Raw genomic sequence first — 22754 nt, forward strand, 5'->3', positions numbered from 1 at the left:
CTTACTGAATTTTCGTCAGCCCCGGCTCCGCTTCCAGGCGCCTGGACCCGGCGTCGGCGCCAGCCGCAGCTGCTGGCGCCGCACCCAGTGACGCGTGCTGGGCTTCTCCGGGCCGGCTGTTTCGCCCGGCTCCAGGGAAAGTACGACGGCGGTAAGCGCCGCCAGCTCCTCGGGCGTCGGTTCGCCCTTGGTGACGGAGAACAGGGCCGCGGCCGGCCCAACTGACTGGGCGGGGTCAACCGCCGGATTCTGGGCGCTCACAGCGGGATGTTTCCGTGCTTCTTCGTGGGCAGGCTCGCACGCTTGTCGCGTAGCGCCCGCAGTCCCTTGATGATCTGCAGCCGCGTATCCGAGGGGGCGATGACGGCGTCAACATAGCCCAGCTCCGCGGCCTGGTACGGGTTGAGCAGCTCTTCCTCGTACTGCCGGATCACATCGGCGCGCTTGGCCTCGACGTCGCCGCCGGCCTCGGCAACGGCGGCGAGATCGCGCCGGTAGAGGATGTTGACGGCACCTTGCGCGCCCATCACGCCGATCTGGGCCGTGGGCCATGCGAGGTTCAGGTCAGCTCCGAGCTTCTTGGACCCCATCACGATGTAGGCACCGCCGTAGGCCTTCCGGGTGATCACGGTCAGCTTGGGCACGGTGGCCTCTGCGTAGGCGTACAGGAGCTTTGCGCCGCGGCGGATGATGCCCTGGAACTCCTGGTCCTTGCCGGGCAGGAAGCCGGGAACATCGACGAGGGTGATGATGGGAATGTTGAAGGCGTCGCAGTGGCGGACGAAGCGGGCCGCCTTTTCCGAGGCCGAGATGTCCAGCGTGCCGGCGAACTGCAGCGGCTGGTTGGCCACGATGCCGACGGTGTGGCCTTCGACCCGGCCGTAGCCGATCATCACGTTCGGTGCGTACAGGGACTGCATTTCAAGGAAGTGCGCGTCGTCGACGATCTGCTCGATGACCTTGCGCATGTCGTACGGCTGGTTCGCGGAGTCCGGGACCAGCGTGTCCAGGGCAAGGTCGTCGTCGTCGAGCTCGAGCTCCTGCTGGTGCTCCTGCACCGGCGCCTCGGAGAGGTTGTTGGAGGGCAGGAAGTCCAGAAGTTCGCGGACGAACTCGATCGCGTCGGCTTCGTCGGAGGCCAGATAGGTGGAGGTGCCGGTGGTGGCGTTGTGCTGCCGGGCGCCGCCGAGGGTCTCCATGTCCACGTCCTCGCCGGTGACGGTCTTGATGACGTCCGGGCCGGTGATGAACATGTGGGAGGTCTTGTCCACCATGACCACATAGTCGGTCAGGGCCGGGGAGTAGGCTGCGCCGCCGGCACACGGGCCCATGATGAGGGAGATCTGGGGTACCACGCCGGAGGCGTGGACGTTGTTGCGGAAGATGTCCGCAAACATGGCCAGCGAGGCGACACCCTCCTGGATCCGGGCTCCGCCGCCGTCGTTGATGCCCACCACCGGGCAGCCGTTGCGCAGCGCAAACTCCTGGACCTTCACGATCTTTTCGCCGTTGACCTGGCTCAGGGAGCCGCCGTAGACGCTGAAGTCCTGGCTGTAGAGGGCCACGAGCCGGCCGTCCACGGTTCCGTAACCCGACACGACGCCGTCGCCGAGCGGCTTCTTCTTCTCCATGCCGAAGGCGGTGGAGCGGTGGACCGCCAGGGCGTCGAACTCCACGAAGGAGCCTTCGTCCACGAGCAGGTCGATGCGCTCGCGGGCGGTGTTCTTGCCGCGCGCATGCTGCTTCTCGATGGCTTCAGGGCCGGACGGCTGCTCAGCACGGGCCTGGCGGTCGCGGAAATCGGCAATCTTTCCCGCCGTCGTGGTCAGATCGTGGCTCATGAAGTGTCTCCGGCTCTGTAGCTGTTGTGCTGTGGCTGTTCTGCTGCGGCAGCGTGACGCGGGCCTTGGTTGCCGGTTTAAGTAGCATCCGTACAAATCCAAAGCCCTGATGGCTAGTCTAGTGACGCCAATTTCCGGGACCGCTGTAGGGTTCCTACAATTTTCGTCCGTGGCGCCGACGGAAACGCCGATGTTACTCGTGGGTAACAAAGTGCGGCTAGAGTGTCCCTATGACTTCGAGCAGCGACGCTTACTCCTTTTCGGCCACGCCTTACCGGGCCACCGGCAGCCTTCAGGGCCGGACCATCCTGATGTCCGGAGGAAGCCGCGGCATCGGCCTGGCCATCGCCCGGCGGGCAGCGCGCGACCGTGCCAACGTGGTGCTGCTGGCCAAGACCGGAGAGCCGCATGCGAAGCTCGAGGGCACTGTCTACAGCGCCGCCGAAGAACTGGAGGCCGCCGGCGGCAGTGCCCTGCCTCTGGTGGGGGACGTCCGGAACGACGACGACGTCGCGCGCGCCGTGGACGCCGCCGTCGGCCGTTTCGGGGGAATCGACGTCGTCATCAACAACGCCTCCGCGATCGATCTTTCGCCGACGGACACGGTGGACATGAAGCGCTACGACCTCATGCAGGACATCAACGTCCGCGGCACCTTCCTGCTTTCCAAGCTGGCGCTCCCCGCACTGCGCAAATCCTCCGGCGGCCACATCCTCACGCTCTCGCCGCCCCTGAACCTCGACCCTAAGTGGGCCGGCCGGCACCTGGCATACACCATGGCCAAGTACGGCATGAGCCTGATCACCCTGGGCCTTGCCGAGGAGCTCAGGAACGATGGCATCTGCGTCAACTCGCTGTGGCCGCGGACGCTGATCGATACGGCCGCCATCCGGAACATGGCCGGCGGTGAGTTGATGGTCCGGGCTGCCCGCGGACCCGAAATCATGGCCGACGCAGCCCATGCCGTGCTCACCGGTACTGAGAACCGTACCGGCAACATCACTGCCGGCACCATCAACACGGGCAACTTCTACACGGACGAGCAGGTCCTGGCCGCCGCCGGCGTCACGGATTTCAGGCCCTACAGCCTGGGGGCCGCCGAAGCGGACCTGGTCCCTGACATCTTCCTATGAGCCGGCATCTTCCTATGCGCCGGCTTCTGACCACGGGCCTTCCCGGCCGTGCGGCCCGGCGAGTCGCTAGGATTCAACTATGGATGCCGCACGCCCTGACGATAGCCGTGGACCGCAGGAAAACCTGACCGGAGCGAAGGGGCTGCCCGAGCGGCCCGCCCTGGACCGGGAAGCCCTGTCCGACGCGAACTTCCTCGCCGCCACCGGCATCGCGCAGCTGACGGTTGTGGAGACAACCGGGTCCACCAACGCCGACCTTTTGCGGGCCGTGACCGTGGACCCCAAGGCCTGCCCCGATCTGGCAGTCCTGACGGCGGAGCACCAAACTGCGGCCCGTGGCCGGCTGGACCGCGCCTGGGAAGCGCCCGCCCGCAGCTCCGTCCTGGTCTCGCTGGTGCTGCGGCCCGTTAATGCTGACGGCCGCCCCCTGCCCACCCAGACCTACTCATGGCTGTCCCTCCTGGCCGCCGTCGCGCTGCGCGACGCGCTGGACGAGACGGCGGGAATTCCGGCTGAGCTGAAATGGCCGAATGATGTCCTGGTGCGCGGCGGAAAAATCGCCGGCATCCTCGCCCAGCTCGGCCCCCTGGGCGACGGATCGGTGCCGCCCGTCATTCTGGGCACCGGGCTGAACGTCACGCTCACCGAGGACGAGCTGCCGGTGCCCACTGCCACGTCCGTCCAGCTGCAGGGTGCCGGAACAGTGGACCGCACGGCGCTCCTGAAGAGCTATCTCTCCCGTTTTTGCACGCTCTACCGCAGCTTCTGCAACGCCGACGGCGATGCCACGGCCGGCCTGGCCGGCGGCCCGTCGCTGCACAAGCGCGTCGAAACGGCGATGGTCACCCTCGGCCAGCAGGTCCGCGCCCAGCTTCCCGGCGACCACGAAATCATCGGCCACGCCTCCCGGCTTGATGACTCAGGCTCCCTGCTGGTGGTGGATGCCTCTTCCCACGAGCATGTAGTGACTGCGGGGGATGTGGTCCACCTGCGGCCATGGTCCCCGCAGGGCTCTGAGAAGCATGGGGCTGCCAAGCACAGCACTGAGAAGCACAGCTCTTACCAGCAGGGGTCCGGCGAAAGCGGTTATGCGTAAAGAACTCCTCCCGGGCGAGCAGGTCATCGTGGTGACCCGCCCGCAGCCCAGGGTGCTGTTCCTTCCGGCGGTGGTTTTCATTGTGGTGCCCGCCCTGGCGGCATTCGCAAGCGCGTGGATTATCCGCGGCGGCCTGTCCGCGCTGGCCCCGGCCATCACCGGGGAATGGACGTTCTGGGCGGTGGCCGGCTGCGTGCTGGCCGGTCTGTGGATCCTCCTGGGGTACTGCCTGCCCCGGCTGCTGCGGTGGCAGGCGACCAGGTATTTCCTGACCAGCCAGCGGGTCCTGGCCCGTTACGGCATGCTCCGGCGCCGGGACCGGCAGGTTTTCCTGGCCTCGGTGCGTAATGTCACAATCAGCCAGTCGATGCTCCAACGGATGTTGCGTTCGGGGAATATATCCTTGGATGCCGGGCACCATTTCGGCAACGTGCTGAAGGATGTGCCGGAAGTTGCCACCTTCCACAGGTTCCTGCTGGACGCCCTTGATGAGCTTCCGGACGACGAACCATTTGGATTTGGTCAGGCGCCGGAGGAGCCCGGTGCCCGGTTTCCGCGGGATGTGAGAGAAGGTGGAAGAGATGAACGATGAGGATCAGCGCGGCGCCCAGCAGACAGGCACCCACGAGGCCGGCACAGAGGGGTTTGGCACAGACGGGTCTGGCACAGACGAGTCCGGCGCGCAGGACACCGGTCACCGGGAGGTGACGGACGCCGTCGTCGAAAATCCGGCCACCGGTACCCTGTCCGCGGAGCGCATAGCGGCCAAGAGCCTCGAATCAAGGCTCTTGGGCGGGGAACGCAAGCTGCGCCGCCGCGACGTGGCGGGCGGTGTGGGCCTGTCGCTGCTCTCGGCGCGCAAACTGTGGCGAGCACTCGGCTTCCCGAACTTCGGTGACGACGACGTCGCCTTTACGGAGCGCGACCAGGCGGCCCTGTCCACGGCTGTGGGCATGGTCCGGAACGGAAAGCTCACCGAGGAGGCCGCCATCTCGGTCACCCGTGCCATCGGGCAGATGACGGACCGCATGGTGGTGTGGCAGATCGAGGCCCTGGTTGAGGACATGGTCCACGAACAGGGGCTTACCGACGCCCAGGCCCGCAAGCGGCTGGTCCACGAACTGCCTGCCTTGGTGGATCCCCTCGAGGAGATGCTTGTCTACTCTTGGCGGCGTCAGCTCAACGCCGGTGTGCAGCGGCTGGCTGTCCGGGCGGAAGCCGGCCTGCAGGCCAGCGAGGAGGGCCGCGAAGGCGACGAGGACGATGCGCCGCTTCCGCTGGCGCGTGCCGTTGGCTTCGCCGACCTGGTGTCCTACACGAGCCTTTCAAGGCGGATGAACGAGAAGACGCTCGCCAAGCTGGTGCAGCGGTTCGAGAACAAGTGCGCGGAGATCATCTCGGTGGGTGGTGGCCGGCTGGTGAAGACGGTGGGCGACGAAGTCCTCTACATCGCCGAGACACCGGCTGCGGGCGCCGAAATATCGCTTGCCCTGGCCGAAGCCTTCACCCGGGACGAGATCCTGCCCGAGGCACGGGTTGCCATGGTCTGGGGGCGGATCCTTTCCCGTCTGGGCGACATTTACGGGCCCACCGTCAACCTTGCTGCCCGCCTCACCACGCTGGCCGATCCGGGGACCGTGCTGGTCGACTCGATGACGGCGGCGGCACTGGACCAGGACGAGCGGTTCGTGCTCATTCCCCAGGACGTGGAGAACGTCCGGGGATTCGGGGAGATCCAGCCGGTCACCCTGGCACGGGGACAGGGCAAGGGCCTGGTCCTGGACTGAGGCAGCGTGGGCAGTCCTCCCCATCGCCGGGACAGGACTGCGCGGGTAGGCTGGCAGGGTAACGGACGGCCCCGGCGGCTGTTCTTGGACAAGCCGCCAGCGCCCATGTAATAGTCGAGGCTCAGAATTGTTCCGGCGTCTCTACGGGGGAGTGGCGGAATGTCACCGGCCCGTGATGAACATCAGGGGCTAGTAAGCCGCGCTCAGGCGGCTGTGATTTCAGGGGAATAATAGCGCTGTGTCAACTTTGTTCGGCAAGCTGGGGCTGAGGAACCGCCGCAACAAGATCGTCACCGGAACCGTCTTTTCCGCTGCTGCTGCGGCGCTGGTGGCCGGTGCCGTGATCTACCCGGGGTTCAAGACAACCGAGGTTGACCTTAACGACGGCGGCGTCTGGGTGGTCAGCAAGGCCCGGAACGCAGTCGGCCGCCTCAACTACCCCTCGCGGGTCCTTGACGGTGCGGTAACCCCGGCCAGCACCACGTTCGATGTCCTGCAGAACGCCGGAAAGGTATTCGTCGACGACGAATCCGGCTCCACCCTGAACCAGGTGTCCGCCGCCAACATGAGGCTCGGCGGAGACAAGCAGCTTCCCGGCTCGGCGCAGGTTAGCTTCGGCGCCGACACCATCTCGGTCACCGACACTGCCGCCGGGAAGATGTGGGCGATGTCCCCGTCGACGGTCAACGCCTTCGATGAGGAGTCCAGTGAGCCCGCCGTGGCGGGTTCCGAAGGGCTGGTGTCCGCCGTCGGCTCCGATGACCGGATCTATTCGGCGGATCCGAAGACGGGTCAGGTGACAGTGACCACGGTGGACGCCGCGGGGGCAGCCATCGACACCGAGTCCAGCACGTGGGACGGGCTGAAGGGCGCCGGGGACCTCCAGATCGCCGTCGTGGGGGACCAGGCTGTGGTCCTGGATGCAGCCGCCGGAAAACTGTTCCTGCCCGGCGGACGCGAGGTGCCGCTGGCTGACGCGCGGGAGGCGAAGCTCCAGCAGCCGGGCCCGGCGTCCGACTCAGTAGCCGTGGCCACCGGCAAGGCACTCCTCAGGCAGCCGCTGAACGGTGCCGCCGCGAAGGCCGTGACGTTCGGCGGCCAGGGGGTACCGGCGGCGCCGGTGCAGCTGGGCGGCTGCGTCCACGCGGCATGGTCCGGAGCCAACAAGTATGTCCGGGACTGCGCGAACGACGCGGACAACAAGAACGTGGCCGTGCCCAAAGCCAGCGCCTCGCCCAGCTACGTTTTCCGGGTCAACCGGGACCTCGTGGTCCTGAATGACGTGAACTCGGGAAACGTGTGGCTGGTCAACCAGAACATGCAGCTGGTCAACAACTGGGACGACGTTGTTCCGCCCAAGAACCAGGCTGACGACCCGGACGAGGAGTCGGCAGACGACAACACCATCAACGTCCTGCCCGACCGCACCAAGCCGAACCGTCCCCCCGAAACGAAGCCCGACGTCGTCGGCGTCCGGCCCGGCCGCACCACTGTCCTCAGCGTCCTCGACAACGACTCCGACCCCGACGGCGACGTCCTGACCGCCTCGCCCGGCGCAGAAGGGCCGCGGGCCGGCAGCATCGAAAGCATCTATGGCGGGTCCGCCTTCCAGATCACGGTGCCGGCCGATGCCGCGCCCGGAACCGAGACGTTCGATTACACCGCGGCGGACGGCCGCGGGCTCTCGGCCGGCGGCAAGGTCAACCTGAGCGTCGTGGGCCCGGACGAGAACAGGCCCCCGGCCTTCAAACGCGGAGACCCCACCACACTCCTCGTGGAGCAGGGCAAGACCGTCAGCCAGAACATCCTCACCGACTGGGCCGATCCCGACGGCGACGACCTCGTCCTGATGTCAGCCACCGCCGACAATGAGCAGGACCAGGTCAAGGTCCGCCGCGACGGCCTGCTCACCTTCCAGGACTCCGGCGCCTCGGCCGGCAAGAAAAGCGTCACCGTGTCCGTCTGGGACGGCCGCGCCACCACCACCGGCAAGGTGGTGGTCAACGTCCAGCCGCCGGGCGCACTCGCTCCCGTGGTCAACGCCGACCACGTCACCGCAGTGGTGGGCCAGGACCTGGTCATCGCGCCGCTAAAGAACGACGTCGACCCCAACGGTGGCGCGCTGCGCCTCGCCCAGGTGGAAGCCAGCGGAGCCGCAGAATTGGGCCCGGTCACCGACGGCGGCACCTTCACCTTCCGAAGCCGCACGCCGGGGCCGGTGTACCTGACATACCTGGCCAGCAACGGACCGCAAAGCAGCCAGGGCCTCATCCGGGTTGATGTGGAATCCGGCAAGGACTCAGGAAATCCCGTCGCCGTCCACGACGTGGCGCTCCTTCCGGTGGGCGGCAGCGTCCTGCTGGACCCGCTGGCCAACGACTCGGACCCGTCCGGGGGCGTCCTGGTACTGCAGTCCGTTGCGGTGCCGGAGAACGCGACGGCGTCGGTAAGCGTGATCGACCACAGCGTCCTGCGGATCACCGACATCGCCAGCACCAAGGACCCCTTCCTGTTCCGCTACACGATGTCCAACGGCAAATCCTCCGCCACGGGAAGCGTCTCGGTGGTGCCGGTTCCCGCCCCGGCTGTGGTGGAGGCGCCGCAGCCCAAGCCTGATGAGGTCAACGTCCGCGTCAACGACGTAGTGACCATACCCGTCCTGGACAACGACACGCACCCGCAGGGCGAAAAGCTGACGGTTGACCCGGTCCTGCCGCAGGCCGTCCCGGCGGCGGACGGCAAGAGCTTCGTCTCCGAGAACACACTCCGGTTTATCGCCGGCAGCCAGCCCAAGACCGTGCGCGCCATTTACAACGCCGTGGACCCGCAGGGCCAGAAGAGCGCCGCCGCCGTCACCATCCACATCCTGCCGCTGGAGGGCGCCGAAAACTCCCGGCCGCAGCCCAAGAACCTGACGGCCCGGGTGGTGGCTGGCGGCACGGTGCGCATTCCGGTGCCGCTGGACGGCATTGACCCCGACGGCGACTCCGTCCAACTGACGGGCATCGACAGCACGCCCGGCATGGGCACCGCGACGGCGGGCAGCAGCTTCATCGACTTCGTCGCGGCCGGCAACGGTGCCGGGACCGATACGTTCCGCTACAAGGTAGTCGATCGGCAGGGCGCCGTGAACACCGGCACCGTCACCGTCGGCATCGCACCGCGCAGCGACACCAACCAGAAGCCCACGCCGGTCGACGACCAGGTCAAGGTCCGGCCCGGGCGGCAGATCGCCGTCGACGCAGCCGGCAACGACACCGATCCGGACGGGGACCTGATCAGGATTGTCAGCGACGGCATCGAAGCCGATGCCGCGTTGAAGGCCACTGTCAGCAAGCAAAGCGGCCGCATCCTGCTGCAGGCACCGGCCGCCGAGGGCACCGTCAACGTCCGCTACACAGTGGCCGACGAACGCGGCGCCTCCGCACAGGCAGCCATCCGGATGGTGGTGGACAGCAACGTCCCGCTCCAGGCACCGGTCGCCCGGGATGACCGTGTGACCTCCGCGCAGACGCTGGGCAAGACCGCCGTGGACGTCCCCGTCCTCAAGAATGACGAGGACCCTGACGGCGTCGGTGAGAACCTGAAGATCAGCAGCGCCGCCGAGACCGCCCGGCCAGGGCCGGAGGGCAACATGATCGTCGAACTGACCGGCCAGCCGCAGCTGGTGCCCTATACGGTTGAGGACGTCGACGGCCAGAAGTCGACGGCGATCATCTGGGTGCCTGGCCTGGGCCAGCAGGTTCCCACCCTTGCCAAGGACGAGGTCCTCGACGTGGTCGCGGGCCAGTCGGTGACCGCGAACCTCGCCGAATGGGTCAAGGTGCGGGGCGGACGTTCGCCCCGGTTGACTCAGACCGACCGGATCAAGCTCATCGGAGCGGACGGCAGCAACCCGGTGGCCGGCAACGGCACAGCCGTCAGGTACACCGCGGACAAGGACTACGTGGGCCCCGGGTCCATCACCTTCGAGGTGACGGACGGTTCCGGCCCGGACGACCCCGCCGGACTCAAATCCACGCTGAGCATCCGCACCAGGGTGCTGCCCGACCCCAACCGGAACAACCCCCCGGTACTGCTCGGCGGCGCGGTGGATGTTCCGCTGGGTGACCCCGCCGCCGCAGACCTGGCCAAACTGACCACCGACCCGGATGGCGACGACGCCGCGAACATGAAGTACGAGATCGCCGGCGCAGTTCCCCAGGGCTTCAACGTGGCCATCGACGGCGCGTCCCTGAACGTCTCCGCCAAGGACGGGCTGCGGCCTGGCGACGGGGGCGCCGTGCAGGTGAAAGCGAAGGACCCGCGCGGCCTTGACTCCACCGCCACGTTCCGACTCGCCGTTACGGCGACCAACCGGGCCAAGCCGGTGGCCAATGACGACGTGGAGGCAAACGCCGCGGCGGGCAAGCCGGTGACTGTCAACGTACTGGCAAATGATGCCAACCCGTTCCCGGATACCACCCTGAAGATCATCGGCGTTGCCACGGAAACGGGCCAGGGCACGGCCGCCATCCACGGCGACTCGGTGACGGTCACGCCGTCGGCCGGGTTCTCCGGCACCCTGATTGTGTCCTACACCGTCGGGGACAAGACCGAGGACTCGTCCCGGTACGCCACCGCCCGCATCCGGCTAACGGTCAAGGACAAGCCGCTCGCACCCACCACGCCGCAGGCCCAGAGCGTCGCCGACCGGACTGCGCTGCTGAATTGGACGGCCCCCGCGGACCGGGGTTCGCCAATCACCAAGTACACCGTGTACGGCGAAGGCGGATACAAGCAGGACTGTCCGGCCAACTCGTGCACCCTGAACAACCTGGTGAACAACACGAAATACCACTTTCAGGTGACGGCGACGAACGAGTTCGGCGAGTCCGAACGCTCACCGGCGTCGGCTGAGGTCCGGCCGGACGTCAAACCCGAAATGCCGCTGGCGCCGGGTCTGAAGTTCGGCGACGAGGAGCTCTCCATTGCCTGGAAGGCACCGGCCAGCAAGGGCTCGCCGATCAAGTCCTACGATTTGGAAATCTCACCGGCGCCCAGCGGCCAGAACCCGCAGATCCAAAACCTGACGGCCACCAGCTACGTCTGGAAGGGACTCACCAACGGCGTGGCCTACAAGGTACGCGTCCTCGCCCGGAACGATGCGAAGGACCCCTCGGAGTGGAGCACCTACTCCGCGGCCGAGGTGCCGGCCGGCGTGCCGGTGACGCCGGCAGCCCCGAGCGTCTCGGACGTCGCGCCGGTAGGGGCCCAGAGCCAGCTGCAGGTGAACTGGACTGCTCCGAACAACAACGGGGATGCCGTTTCCTCCTACACACTCACCACGCTGCACAGTGGGTCAGTGGTTAAGAGCCAGCAGGTGGCCTCCGGCACGTCCCAGAACGTCACCGTGGACAACTCCGAGGCGGACTATGCGTTTACGGTTTCCGCTACAAACAAGGCCGGCACATCCGGAACCAGCGCCCAGTCCGCTCCCATCCGGGCCGCGGGAAAACCCGGTTCGGTCAGCAGCGGTACTGTTCACGCCCCTGGAAACACCGGCCAGCTGAAGGTCACTTTCACCCCGCTGACCCAGGCCCAGCGAAATGGATCGCAGGCATCGGAGATTGGCTACCGCTGGTCCACTGCCTACGGCTCCGGCCCCATCAATGCACCCGGCGGCACCATCTACGGGCAGCCGAACGGCAAGAACATCACGGTGAACATCATTGCCTTCTCCACCAAGAACAACGTTTCAGGTGATGCCAAGGCCATTGGCTCTGCAGTTCCCTACGGTGCGCCCGCAACTCCTGAGGTTACCGGCGAGACGTCAGCCAAGGGGGACCCGCGGGTTCACTGGACCTGGAATGAGCCATACGACAACGGCCGGGTCATCAACCGCTACGAGGTCAGCTTTGACGGCGGCGGGTTTACGTCGGTGGGGCTGAACCGCCAGTACAACCGTGACGGCGGAGGCTGGAACCAAAACCATAGGCTTCAGGTCCGTGCCTGCAACGGCACCGACGGCGACAAGGACTGCGGACAGCCGGGCTCTGCCGTTGCCACGTCAGGTGCTGATCCGACTCCGCCCCTGACCGAGGTCCGGGTCAAGCGGTCCGACAACAACAGCTGCCCCGGCAAACCCGGCGTCCCGGACCGGTACAACGCCGCCACACGCAGCTGCGGCGGCAGCGACGCCAACTGGGTGTCCTATTCCGACGGCTGGATTCCCACCACCTGCTGGTCCGACATCTACAACAACGGAAGCCGCTGGTATCTGATGGACGGCGGGCCGCACAGCGGCTGGTACGTCAAGGGCGTCACGGTGGACATCAGGGGACCGGGCGTGGGGCAGTGCTGACCATTCCGCCCCACCGCTTTTTCACGCCGCCGGCTGCTGAGAATGAATATGCCTGCAATGACACAGAAGAGGAACAATCATGACAATGACTAGCGAGCAGGCCGCATGGTTTGCAGGGACGTTCGAGAAGCTCGTCGCCAATGTGGGCCAGGCCGTCCTGGGCAAGGCGCACGTCATCCGCCTGACCTTCACCGCGATGCTTGCCGAGGGCCACGTCCTCTTTGAAGATGCACCCGGTACCGGCAAGACCTCGCTCGCCCGGGCCCTCGCCGCCACCGTCCAGGGGTCCAACAACCGCATCCAGTTCACTCCGGACCTGCTGCCCTCCGACGTCACCGGCGTGACCATTTACGACCAGAAGACCCAGAAGTTCGAATTCCACAAGGGACCGATCTTCAGCAACATCGTGCTCGCCGACGAAATCAACCGCGCCTCGCCCAAGACGCAGTCGGCTCTGCTGGAAGTCATGGAGGAGTCCCGCGTAACAGTGGACGGCACCACCTACGAAGCCGGGCGGCCGTTCATGGTGCTGGCCACCCAGAACCCGATCGAGCAGGCAGGCACTTACCGGCTGCCCGAGGCCCAGCTGGACCGCTTCCTCCTTAAGACCTCCATCGGCTATCCCGACCACGCCTCCACCGTCCAGCTCCTGGGCGGATCCAACCTCAAGGACCGGTCCCGGGATCTGCAGCCTGTCATCACCACGCAGGCCGTGGCTGACATGGCGGACCTTGCCGCCACCACGCATGTCGATACCGCGGTGCTGGAGTACATCTCCCGGCTCTGCGAGGAAACCCGCAACGCTCCGGAGACCCGCCTGGGTGTGTCGGTCCGCGGCGCCCTTGCCATGGTCCGGGCGGCCAAGGTCTGGGCCGCGAGCCAGGGGCGCAACTTCGTCCTGCCGGACGACATCAAGGACCTCGCCGCCGTCGTCTGGACCCACCGTTTCGTGATGGACCCCGAGGCAGAGTTCTCCGGAGCCACGGCGGAAGCCGTTCTGGGACGTGTCCTGGCTGATGTCGCAGCGCCGCAGCAGCGCGCCGCCGTCTAGCGTGAAGCGGTTTAAGGTGCGGCTGCCTAAGGTGCGGCTGTCTGGCGTGCGGCGGCCCGGGCTGCAGCTGCCCACGGTGCAGCACCAAATCCGCCCGTCCAGGGTGTGGTCCGAGGTCAGCAGCATCGCGCGGCTCGCGCTGGGCCCCGCCTGGCGGATGGCCGAAGGCGTGTGGGGCCGCCGCGTCCGGCCTGTCCTGTCCGTGGTCAGCGTCCTGGGCTGGTCCGTGCTGGCCGGTGCAATTCTCCTGTGGGCGGCCGGGAGCGCCTACGGCTGGCAGGAGGCCAAGGCTGCCGCCATTGCGGCGGTGGTTCTCTTCGTCATCGCCGGTGGCTTCATCCTGGGCAGGTCCTCCTATGGGGTCCTGCTTGACCTCGCGCGGACAAGGGTGGCCGTGGGGGACAGCGCCGTGGGAAGCATTGCGGTGTCCAACACGTCTGCCCGGCCGCTCCTGCCGGCTGACCTCGAACTGCCCGTCGGGGCAGCCACCGCTGTCTTCCACCTCCCGCGGATGAAGCCGCAGCAGGTGCACGAGGATCTTTTCACTATCCCGACGGCGCGCAGGGCCGTCATCGTGGTGGGTCCTGTGCGCTCCGTCCGTGCCGATCCGCTGCACCTGCTCCGCCGGCAGGTGCTCTGGACGGAACCGCAGGACCTGTACGTGCATCCCCGGACCGTGGCGCTGGCCGGTTCCGCCGCGGGGTTCATCCGCGACCTGGAAGGCATGCCCACCACGGAGCTGTCCAGCGCGGATGTTTCCTTCCACGCGCTGCGCGATTACGTCCCGGGGGACGACCGGCGGCACATCCACTGGAAAACCACGGCCCGGACCAACAAGCTCATGGTCCGCCAGTTCGAGGAAACCCGCCGTGCCCACCTGGCGATTTCGCTATCCATCAACACCGACGAATACGCCTCGGAAGAGGAGTTCGAGCTGGCCATCTCGGCAGCCGCGTCGATCGGACGCCAGGCCATCCGCGAGCAGCGCGAGCTGGACGTCCTGACCCAGGCGGGTCCGCTGCGCTGCGAGACCGGCCGCAACATGCTGGACGACATGACCCGGGTCGTCGGCACCCCGCTACGGAAGACCGCCGTCGACCTCGCCCGGACGCTTGCCGACACGGTACCCAACGCCTCCGTGGTCTTCTTCGTGGTGGGCAGCCAGGTGACGCCCACCCAGCTGCGCTCGGCCGCCGCCTCAGTGCCGCCCGGCGTCCGAAGCCTCGCTGTGCTCATCGACCTGGGCGCCGCCCCGGCCCGCGCCAACATCGGCGACCTCACAGTCCTCACCGTGGGTGACCTCTCCGACCTTCCCTCCGTCCTGCGAAAGGCTGCAGCATGAGTGAGGCCACAGGTCTCCGCCCCCGCCGCTCAAACCGGACCGGCCTCCCGGTCACGCCGGCCGTTCAGTCCGCCTTCGCCGATGGCCGGCCGCTGTGGCATTTTGTGCTCGACTGCGGTGCCCTCACCGTTCTGCTCGGGCTGGGTGTCCTCGGGTTCAGCCTCAGCTTCGGCGGTGACCCGTATTACCTGATTGCCGGTTTTGGCGGGATCATCCTGGGCCTGGCCATCGCTGCCTGCAACGCCCATTTCCGGCTGGGGCTGGTGATCACCACCGCTGCGGCCTTTGGCGGTTACCTGGTGCTGGGGACAGTCCTCGCCGTTCCCGACGCCGCGGTGGCGGGATTCCTCCCCAGCCTGGAATCCCTGCGGACGCTGTTGCTCGGCGTCGTCTTCTCGTGGAAGGACATGCTGACCGTCGGAGTGCCCGTGGGCACCGCTGGCGGGGTGCTGATCGTTCCGTTCCTGAGCTCACTCATCACGGCCGTGGCGGCCGGTGTCCTGACCTGGCGGATCCGGAGCCCTTACTGGCCGCTGCTGCCGGTCCTGGTCCTGTTTGTCACGGGCATCGCCTTCAGCACCAACGCCGGGTTCCTGACGGTGGAAAGGGGCATCGCGCTGACGGTGGTGGGTATCGCCTGGGCCACTTTCCGGCGGGACGCCCTGCGCCGGCGCGACACCCGCAAGGTCTCGGTGAACCGTCCCCAGTACGACGCGGGCACCGCCGGTAAGGCACGCATGCGCCGCCTGGCGGCTGGAGCCGCGGTCCTGGCGGCAACGGTGGGAATTACCGCTGCCGTGTCGCCGCTCATCGCCGCCGGTGACGAGCGGCGCGTCCTCCGCAACGTCGTCGTTCCGCCCTTTGATCCCAAGGACTACGTCACGCCGCTGGCGAGCTTCCGAAACTTCGTCAAGGACAAGAAGGACGACGCCCTGTTCACGGTCAAGGGGCTGCCCAAGGACGCCCGGGTCCGGCTCGGGGCACTCGATTCCTTCAACGGCACCAACTACACGATGGATCCGAACGGCTCCGGCAGCTTCAGCAAGGTCGGTGACGCGAAATCGATCAACACGCTTGCCGACTCCACGGACACGGTCCCGACGAATGACTACAGCCTGGACGTCACCATTGATGACTACCAGGGCTACTTCGTTCCTGGTGGTCGGAAGACCACCGGACTCAGCTTCGGCCAGGACTCGTCCGGCGCTGCTTCAGGGCTGTACTTCAACTCAGGAACGGACACCGCGGTGACCACCCAGGGCCTGTCCCGGGGTGACTCCTACACTGTCCAGGTCTCGGACCCGGTGAAGCTGGAGCACGGGCAGCTGACGCAATACGATTTCGCCAGGATCAGCCTGCCTGACACCAGCGACGTGCCGCCGGTGGTGGGCGCCCAGGCCAACGACCTGGGCGCGGACGCCCCCACCGCTGTGGACCGGGTCCGGCAGATCGAGGCCCATTTCCAGAAGAAGGGGGCCTTCAGCAACGGGCTCATTGCCGACGGGCAGCTTCCCAGCGTCTCCGGGCACGGTGCGGGGCGCATCCGCGACCTGCTGACCTCCAAGCAGATGCTGGGCGACGATGAGCAGTATGCCGTGGCGATGTCCCTGATGCTGCGGCACCTGGGCATTCCCTCGCGCGTGGTCATGGGGTTCTACCCCGATCCGAAGAGCCCGGAGAACGGAGCCGGCGAGATCAAGATCATGGGCAAGGACGTCCACGCCTGGGTGGAGGTGGCGTTCGACCGGGTGGGCTGGGTGGCCTTCGACCCCACACCGCCCAAGGACAACATCCCCATCCCGCCCGACCCGGAAAGCAAGTCCAAGCCAAAGCCCCAGGTCCTGCAGCCGCCGCCACCGCCGCAGGAACCCGCCGACCTGCCGCCGGACTCCTCTCCCGACGCGCTCGACGCCGACGAGAAGAAGAACAATCCCTGGCTTCTGTGGGGTCCCATCCTCACGGCCATCGGCATCGCCATGATTCCCGTAGGCATCCTCGCCCTGCCGCTGCTGCTCATCGCCCTGCTGAAGTCCCGGCGCCGGAAGGCCCGCTTTACCGGCGGCGATCCTGCCCAGCGCGTCGGCGGCGGCTGGAACGAGGTCCTCAGCCTGGCAACGGACATGGGCGCCGCCGTGGACAGCCGTGCAACCAGGCGGGAAACCGCGGCGGTAGTTGCCGAGGCGTTCCCCGCCACCGGCGCCACCACCACTGTGCTGGCGCACCAGGCTGACGCCTCCATTTTCGGGGCGGGCCAGCCGAGTGAGGATGAGGTCCGGGAGTACTGGGATGTGGTGGATGGCTCGCTCAAAGAGATGACCGGGACGGTCGGCTTCTGGCGGCGCCAGCGGGCGCGGTTCTCGCCCCGGTCGCTGTTGGCCGAGGCCCGCACCGCCCTGGCCGCGCGGGGGTTCCGGCGGTGAACGGTTCGCATGTCACCGGTGGGGGACCCGCGGCTGCTGCCGGGGGACCTGCGGCTGCCGGGGGAAGCGGGCCGTGCCCGCGCTGCGGGCAGCCTGTCCGCGCCGGGGCTAGCTTTTGCGGCGCGTGCGGGACGCCCCTGCCTAACCGTGGACCCCGGCTCGATCGGGGAGTAACGCGCAATCCGGGAGTCACGCCCGACCCGGGCGGGAGGCAAGCGGCTCGGATTCCCGGTAGCATCCCGGTAGGGCTGGGGGAAGGAACGGATATGTCAGGCACGCTCACGCTGGTTCCAGCGGCGCCGGGCAAGCGTCTCGGTGCCGCCGTCCTCGATTGGCTCGCCCCGGTGGCCATCCTGACCGTTCTGATGTCCTTCGGGTTCGCTGGCATCACCAGCACGCGGAGCGCCGGGCTCATCATCTACGACACAAGCCTGCTGGCCATCCTGGCGGGCATCGGCGCCGGACTGGCGCTGGTCTACGCGTTCGCCGTCGCAAGTGTCGAGGGCCGTTCCGGCAACACCATCGGCAACCAGTTCATGGGCATCCGCAGTGCTGACAAGGACGGTTACGCCCCTGGCCTCGGTGCTGTGTTCCTGCGGGGCATCGTGACCGGAGCCGGCATCCTGCTGGCCGTCCTTGCCGCAGTTCTGGTGGCTGTCTTCAGGTGGTTCGACGCCGCCCTGCTCATCCTGGGGCCGCTGCTGCTCCTTGGGACGGCCTGGGCTGTGGTGGTGGTGCTCTCCAGCGCCTGGGACCGGAACGGCAGGCTCCGCGGATGGCATGACCGCGCGGCCAAAACCCTCGTGTTCGACGTCGTTCGTGGCCGCAACCCCGTGGCCACCGGGGGTATTGAAGGCCCGTACAGTTTCGCGCCCCTGGACCTGCCCCCGGTGCAGCAGGTGGCCTCCCCGGTTGCCTCCCGCACCCCGGTTGCCTCCAACACCACCGTTGAGCCGGCACCGCCTGCAGCCCCGGACGCCACCGATCATCCAGTCAACGCCGTTCACCCGGATGACGCCATGGACCGCACCCAGGTGCGCGCCGGGGCGCGCCAGGACGCCCGCGAGGCGGTGCTGAGGATAAGGCTCGACGACGGCCGCGACTTCCGCCTGGAACGGACCGTCCTGATCGGCCGGAACCCTGCCCCCGCTGCTGGAGAATCGCAGGCCCAGCTGCTGCCGGTCCCGGACCCCGGCAGGACCATTTCCAAGACCCACCTCCACCTGCTCACGGACGGCACCGGCGTCTGGATAACCGACCGCCACTCGACCAACGGCAGCGCCGTCACCACACCCGACGGCATGCGCACGGCGCTGCAGCCGGGCGTACCCGCATTTGTCAGCCCCGGAACCACAGTTCACTTCGGGGACCGCACCTTCAACGTAGGACACGCATGAATTCACAGCAGGCGGCCGGAACCCCAGGAACCGGCAGCGAGCCCGGCCTCAAGCTGAGCTATGGCTACGGAACGGACCGTGGCCTTCGCCGCGAGCTCAATGAGGACTCCTACATTGCCTCCGATCCTGTGTTCGCCGTCGCGGACGGCATGGGCGGCCATGAAGCCGGCGAGGTGGCCAGCGGCATGTGCGTGCGGGCACTGGCACAGCTGCCACAGCTGGCCACGGGGGAACGGACAGCCACCGCGGGAGTGGTGCAGCATTACCTGGCCATTGCCGACGAATCGATCCGTTCCGCCACCGGCTCGCGGGCAGGAACCACGCTCAGCGGCGTGGTGGTGGTGGAACAGATGGGCGTTCCCTACTGGCTGGTCATGAACATCGGGGATTCCCGGACGTACCGGCTGAGCCAGGGGCGGCTCAGCCAAGTCAGCGTGGACCACTCCGAGGTCCAGGAGCTCGTCGAGAGCGGCGAGATCACCGCCGAGGAGGCCGCAGTGCATCCCCGCCGGCACGTCGTGACGCGCGCGCTGGGCGCGGGCGACGAGACCGAGGCCGACTACTGGCTCCTGCCCATAGAGGAAGGCGACCGGGTGATGGTGTGCTCCGACGGGCTCAACGGGGAACTGACGGACGGACAGATACTGGACGTCCTCAGCACTGTCGAGGACCCGCAGGAGGCGGTGGACGCCCTGATCCAGGCGGCATTGCGGCGCGGAGGCCGGGACAACATCACGGTGATCGTCGTCGATGCAAGGAACGTGTTCAACGATGCCGGCGTGGCCACGACCGCACCCCGGACTGCCGCCGACGCGGAAGAGGAGGACACGCTGCCGCGTGCCGGAAGCGAGGATGCTGTCAATGGCCGCAGCTAGCTATGTCCCCGGCGGATGGCTAGGCCTCATCCGCTCGGGAACTGCGGTGATCCTCGACCCCGCCACTCCGGCCCCGCTGGTCAGCACGGTGTGGGATTTGCTGGAAAAAAGCCCGGACGCAGCCGAGGTTTTGCACGCCGTGACGGGAGGGTTCGGTGCACCGCTGTCCGCCAGCCCGTGGTTCGGGATCATCGGTTTCAGCGACTCGCTGCGGGTATTCCTGCGCGGCGACATCGATCTGACGGTCCAGCTTCCGTCGGGTCCCGTGAACCTCGACGGCCGGAACGTCACCACCTGGACCGAGCGGTGGCTGGACGCCCCCGAGTGGTTCAGCGTTTCGGCGCCGGCCGGGGCGGCATCCCGGCTGTCAGAGCTGCCTGTAGTGGAAGGGGCCGTCCTCCTGCAGTCACTGCGGGTCAGTGTTGCCGGATCATTACGTGCCCTGCCGGTCGGTGCCCCGCCTGCCGGCGCCCTGCCTGGCGGCACGCACACTGCCGCCGCCCTGCCTGCCGGCACCCAGACTGCCGCCGCCCTTTCCGCCGCGCCGGAGGCTGAGCCCCCCTACTCTGAAGTGTCGGCTGAGACCATGGTGGGCCTCACCGAGGACGCTTCCGTCGAGGCGGAGGAACCGGAGGCTGCCGCGCCTGCGATAGAGCCGCCGGCCCAAGGGGATGAGCACGAGCCCGCCGCCGAACTCACCGGTTCAGCCACCGAATTCACCAGCTCGTACGACCATCTTTGGGACAAGACCGTGGTGCGCAGCATTGAGGACGCCGCCGTGCGGACCGGCGAGGAAGACGACGGCGGCACTCCGGCCACCAGGGAGACAGCGGTTCCGGACACGGCAGTTCCGGAGACGGTGGACCAGGAGACAGCAGACCAGGAAACAACGGGTCAGGACGCTGAATCTCAGGAAGCCCGCCAGCCCGTCATTACCCGTGCAGCAGCGGCCCCGGCGCCCCCGTCAGCCCCTTCACAGGCAGGACTGATCGACTCGGTGCCGTGGGCGACCGGAGGGGATCGTGCCCCGGGATCTGAGGTCCCGGCGCCATTCTCCGAGCCCCAAGTCCCGTCGCCGTTCACCGGCCCCCAGGTCCCGCCGTCGTTCATCTCCATGCCCGCCTCCCGTGATGCGGCCGAAGGGGACCACGACGGTCAGACCATCCTCAAGAGCGATCTCCCCGCCTCCGGAGCACAGCAGGCAGGACACGGACCGGAAGGTGGCCAGGGCACAGAACCCGGACAGGGCGCGATGGCAGGCAACGGACCACTCGTGCTCGCCCGGGCGTGCCCCGGCGGCCATGCCAACCCTCCCACCAGCAGCCAATGCTTCACCTGCGGGATGCAGTTACCGGACGTGGCCGTGCAGGTGCCGCGCCCCAGGCTCGGCCGCCTGCGGCTGTCCACGGGAGAGCTGATCGACCTGGACGAGTCGATAGTGATCGGGCGGCAGCCATCCGTGTCGCGGGTTCAGGGCGGCACCATGCCCCGGCTGGTCCAGGTGGCCAGCCCCGGCGGCGACATTTCGAGGTCGCACGTGGAGGTCCGGCTGGAGGGCTGGCACGTGATGCTGTGCGACCTGAAAGCTACCAACGGCACCGTGCTGGTCCGCGAAGGGCAGCCGCCGCGTCGCCTTGCCCAGAATGAAATGGCCATTATCTTGGACGGCGACATCGCAGAACTCGGCGATGACGTTTCCTTGCGCTTTGAGGAGATCCTGTGAGTTCCAAGCGGCCGCCGGCCCCACCGCCCCGCATCCCCGGTTTCAGCTATGTGAGCCTGCTCGGCTCGGGCGGCTTCTCTGACGTCTACCTCTACGAGCAGGACCGGCCGCGCCGCAAGGTTGCGGTTAAAGTGCTGCTGTCCGGCCTCAAGACGGAGGGCGCGCGGCGCCGGTTTGAGTCCGAGGCCAACCTGATGGCCCAGCTGTCCTCGCACCCCTTCATCGTCACCATCTTCGAGGCCGAGGTGACCGAGGACGGGCATTCGTACCTCGCCATGGAGTACTGCTCGCGGCCCAGCCTGGACGTGCGGTACCGCCGGCAGCGCTTCAGCGTCGACGAGGTCCTGGCCGTCGGCATCCAGGTGGCATCCGCCGTCGAGACGGCGCACCGGGCCGGCATAGCCCACCGGGACATCAAGCCCGCCAACATCCTGGTTACGGACTACAACCGCCCGGCACTCACCGACTTCGGCATCTCCGGCACGCTGGCCGGGGACGTTGATGAGGACGCGGGGATGTCCATCCCGTGGTCCCCGCCGGAACAGTTCCGCGATGGCAACGTCGACGGCGTGATGGTGGACGTGTGGGCCCTCGGCGCCACGCTGTACACACTGCTCGCCGGACGGTCGCCCTTCGTGCTGCCAGGGGCCGACAACTCCCAGCGCGAGCTCATTTCGCGCATCACCAGCATGCCCGTCCCGCGACTGGGCCGCGCCGACGTGCCGGAATCCCTTGAACTGGCCCTGGCCACGGCAATGGCCAAGTCGCCGGCGTCACGCTATTCGTCGGCTCACGCTTTCGCCCTCGCGCTGCAGCGGATCCAGGCCGAGCTCAACCTGTCCGTTACGCCGTTCGAAGTGCTCGAGGAACGCCACCAGGAGGACGTGGACCTGGACGACGGCGTCGAGGAGACGCGCGTCCGCAACGTCGCCTCCATCGACCCGGACCGGACCGGAAGCGCCCCGACGTTCCCGGCCCGCACCAAGCCGCTGGACGGGGGAGGTGCTGCCGCCGGCACCCCGCCGGGGCGGGCGCCGGCGCCTGCTGCACCAACGCCAGGGCCAGCCCGCGTGGCGCCCCAAGCCACCTTTTCGACGGCGGGTACCGCGCCGGCCCCGGAGCCTGCGGCGGTGGTAACGGCTGCGGACGACTGGGCAGGCGCCACGGTCCTGCGAAGCAACCAGCCCAAGGCAGCGGAGGATGATGCACCCGGCCAGGCCGGGGACCAGCCGGCCGATCATGGGAAGCGCAACCTGTGGCTCGCCATCTCCGGCGGAACGCTCCTGGTGCTGGCGGTCATCGTGGGCATTGTGGTGGCATCAGCTGCGCCGCAGCCGCAGGCCCGCCCCACCGAAACGGTCAGCAAGCCGCCCGCCGACGCCGTCGACGACGGGTCCGTGCCCGACGTCGCCAAACTGGCCGGCAGCGCAGGCGCCCAGGGGAAGGTCCGCTTCACCTGGACCAACCCGCAGCCGAAACCGGGGGACGCCTACAAATGGCGGATCAAAACGGTCAAAGGCGGCGGAAGCTATCTGTCGACGTCGGCAACCCGGGTGGACGTCACGGCGAATCCGGCGGAACCCACCTGCGTCCAGGTGATCCTGGTCCGCAGCGACGGAACCGCATCACCGGCGGGCGAGGATTCCATCGCCTGCCTTTAGCCCCGGCAGCTTTAGCACCCGGCAGCGGCAGACGCGTAAGGCGTCAACAGCTGCCCAGCATCAACCAGCACCGACGACAAGACAG

14 protein-coding genes are annotated in these 22754 nt (G+C 67.7%); 12 read left to right on the forward strand and 2 right to left on the reverse strand.

Annotation, left to right across the window (positions count from 1 at the left end):
* Positions 1 to 15: 15 nt before the first annotated feature.
* Together J7I85_RS09255 and J7I85_RS09260 are read right to left on the reverse strand one after the other, a co-directional pair.
* Positions 16 to 261, reverse strand: coding sequence for an acyl-CoA carboxylase subunit epsilon (locus J7I85_RS09255; protein WP_214850353.1), 246 nt, complete (start codon positions 259 to 261; stop codon positions 16 to 18).
* On the reverse strand, positions 258 to 1841 hold the full coding sequence (locus tag J7I85_RS09260) for an acyl-CoA carboxylase subunit beta (RefSeq protein ID WP_214850355.1): 1584 nt from the start codon (positions 1839 to 1841) through the stop codon (positions 258 to 260). The genes J7I85_RS09255 and J7I85_RS09260 overlap by 4 nt, the downstream gene beginning before the upstream one ends.
* Positions 1842 to 2071: 230 nt before the next feature.
* On the opposite strand from J7I85_RS09260, the gene J7I85_RS09265 reads away from it, so the two are divergent.
* From J7I85_RS09265 to J7I85_RS09320, 12 genes are all read left to right on the forward strand, one after another.
* Positions 2072 to 2974: an NAD(P)-dependent oxidoreductase gene (locus J7I85_RS09265; protein ID WP_214850357.1), complete on the forward strand. Its 903-nt coding sequence runs from the start codon at positions 2072 to 2074 to the stop codon at positions 2972 to 2974.
* Positions 2975 to 3053: 79 nt separating this feature from the next.
* Positions 3054 to 4070, forward strand: a complete 1017-nt coding sequence (locus tag J7I85_RS09270) for a biotin--[acetyl-CoA-carboxylase] ligase (RefSeq protein WP_214850366.1) — start codon at positions 3054 to 3056, stop codon at positions 4068 to 4070.
* The gene (locus J7I85_RS09275) at positions 4063 to 4662 is read left to right on the forward strand and encodes a PH domain-containing protein (protein ID WP_214850374.1); all 600 of its coding nucleotides are present in this window, start codon (positions 4063 to 4065) and stop codon (positions 4660 to 4662) included. Before J7I85_RS09270 ends, J7I85_RS09275 begins: the two co-directional genes overlap by 8 nt.
* Positions 4652 to 5857 carry an adenylate/guanylate cyclase domain-containing protein gene (locus J7I85_RS09280; RefSeq protein ID WP_214850376.1) on the forward strand — a complete coding sequence of 402 codons (1206 nt, stop codon included), beginning with the start codon at positions 4652 to 4654 and terminating at the stop codon, positions 5855 to 5857. The genes J7I85_RS09275 and J7I85_RS09280 overlap by 11 nt, the downstream gene beginning before the upstream one ends.
* Positions 5858 to 6095: 238 nt before the next feature.
* The gene (locus tag J7I85_RS09285; RefSeq protein WP_214850384.1) at positions 6096 to 12200 is read left to right on the forward strand and encodes an Ig-like domain-containing protein; all 6105 of its coding nucleotides are present in this window, start codon (positions 6096 to 6098) and stop codon (positions 12198 to 12200) included.
* 79 nt (positions 12201 to 12279) lie between these two features.
* Positions 12280 to 13251 (forward strand): MoxR family ATPase, encoded by a 972-nt coding sequence (locus J7I85_RS09290; protein WP_214850386.1) that lies wholly within the window; start codon positions 12280 to 12282, stop codon positions 13249 to 13251.
* A gap of 37 nt (positions 13252 to 13288) precedes the next feature.
* Positions 13289 to 14593 (forward strand): DUF58 domain-containing protein, encoded by a 1305-nt coding sequence (locus J7I85_RS09295; RefSeq protein WP_251024164.1) that lies wholly within the window; start codon positions 13289 to 13291, stop codon positions 14591 to 14593.
* Complete coding sequence (locus J7I85_RS09300) at positions 14590 to 17013, forward strand: transglutaminase domain-containing protein (protein ID WP_214850389.1); 2424 nt, start codon at positions 14590 to 14592, stop codon at positions 17011 to 17013. The genes J7I85_RS09295 and J7I85_RS09300 overlap by 4 nt, the downstream gene beginning before the upstream one ends.
* Positions 17010 to 18410: an RDD family protein gene (locus tag J7I85_RS09305; protein WP_214850391.1), complete on the forward strand. Its 1401-nt coding sequence runs from the start codon at positions 17010 to 17012 to the stop codon at positions 18408 to 18410. The genes J7I85_RS09300 and J7I85_RS09305 overlap by 4 nt, the downstream gene beginning before the upstream one ends.
* The gene (locus tag J7I85_RS09310; protein WP_214850402.1) at positions 18407 to 19285 is read left to right on the forward strand and encodes a PP2C family serine/threonine-protein phosphatase; all 879 of its coding nucleotides are present in this window, start codon (positions 18407 to 18409) and stop codon (positions 19283 to 19285) included. The genes J7I85_RS09305 and J7I85_RS09310 overlap by 4 nt, the downstream gene beginning before the upstream one ends.
* Positions 19272 to 21008, forward strand: a complete 1737-nt coding sequence (locus tag J7I85_RS09315) for an FHA domain-containing protein (protein ID WP_214850404.1) — start codon at positions 19272 to 19274, stop codon at positions 21006 to 21008. Before J7I85_RS09310 ends, J7I85_RS09315 begins: the two co-directional genes overlap by 14 nt.
* A complete protein-coding gene (locus J7I85_RS09320; protein WP_214850413.1) occupies positions 21005 to 22669 on the forward strand; it encodes a serine/threonine-protein kinase in 1665 nt (554 codons plus the stop codon). Before J7I85_RS09315 ends, J7I85_RS09320 begins: the two co-directional genes overlap by 4 nt.
* Positions 22670 to 22754 lie beyond the last annotated feature (85 nt).

The organism is Arthrobacter sp. ISL-65, from assembly GCF_018613795.1.
GTDB lineage: Bacteria > Actinomycetota > Actinomycetes > Actinomycetales > Micrococcaceae > Arthrobacter.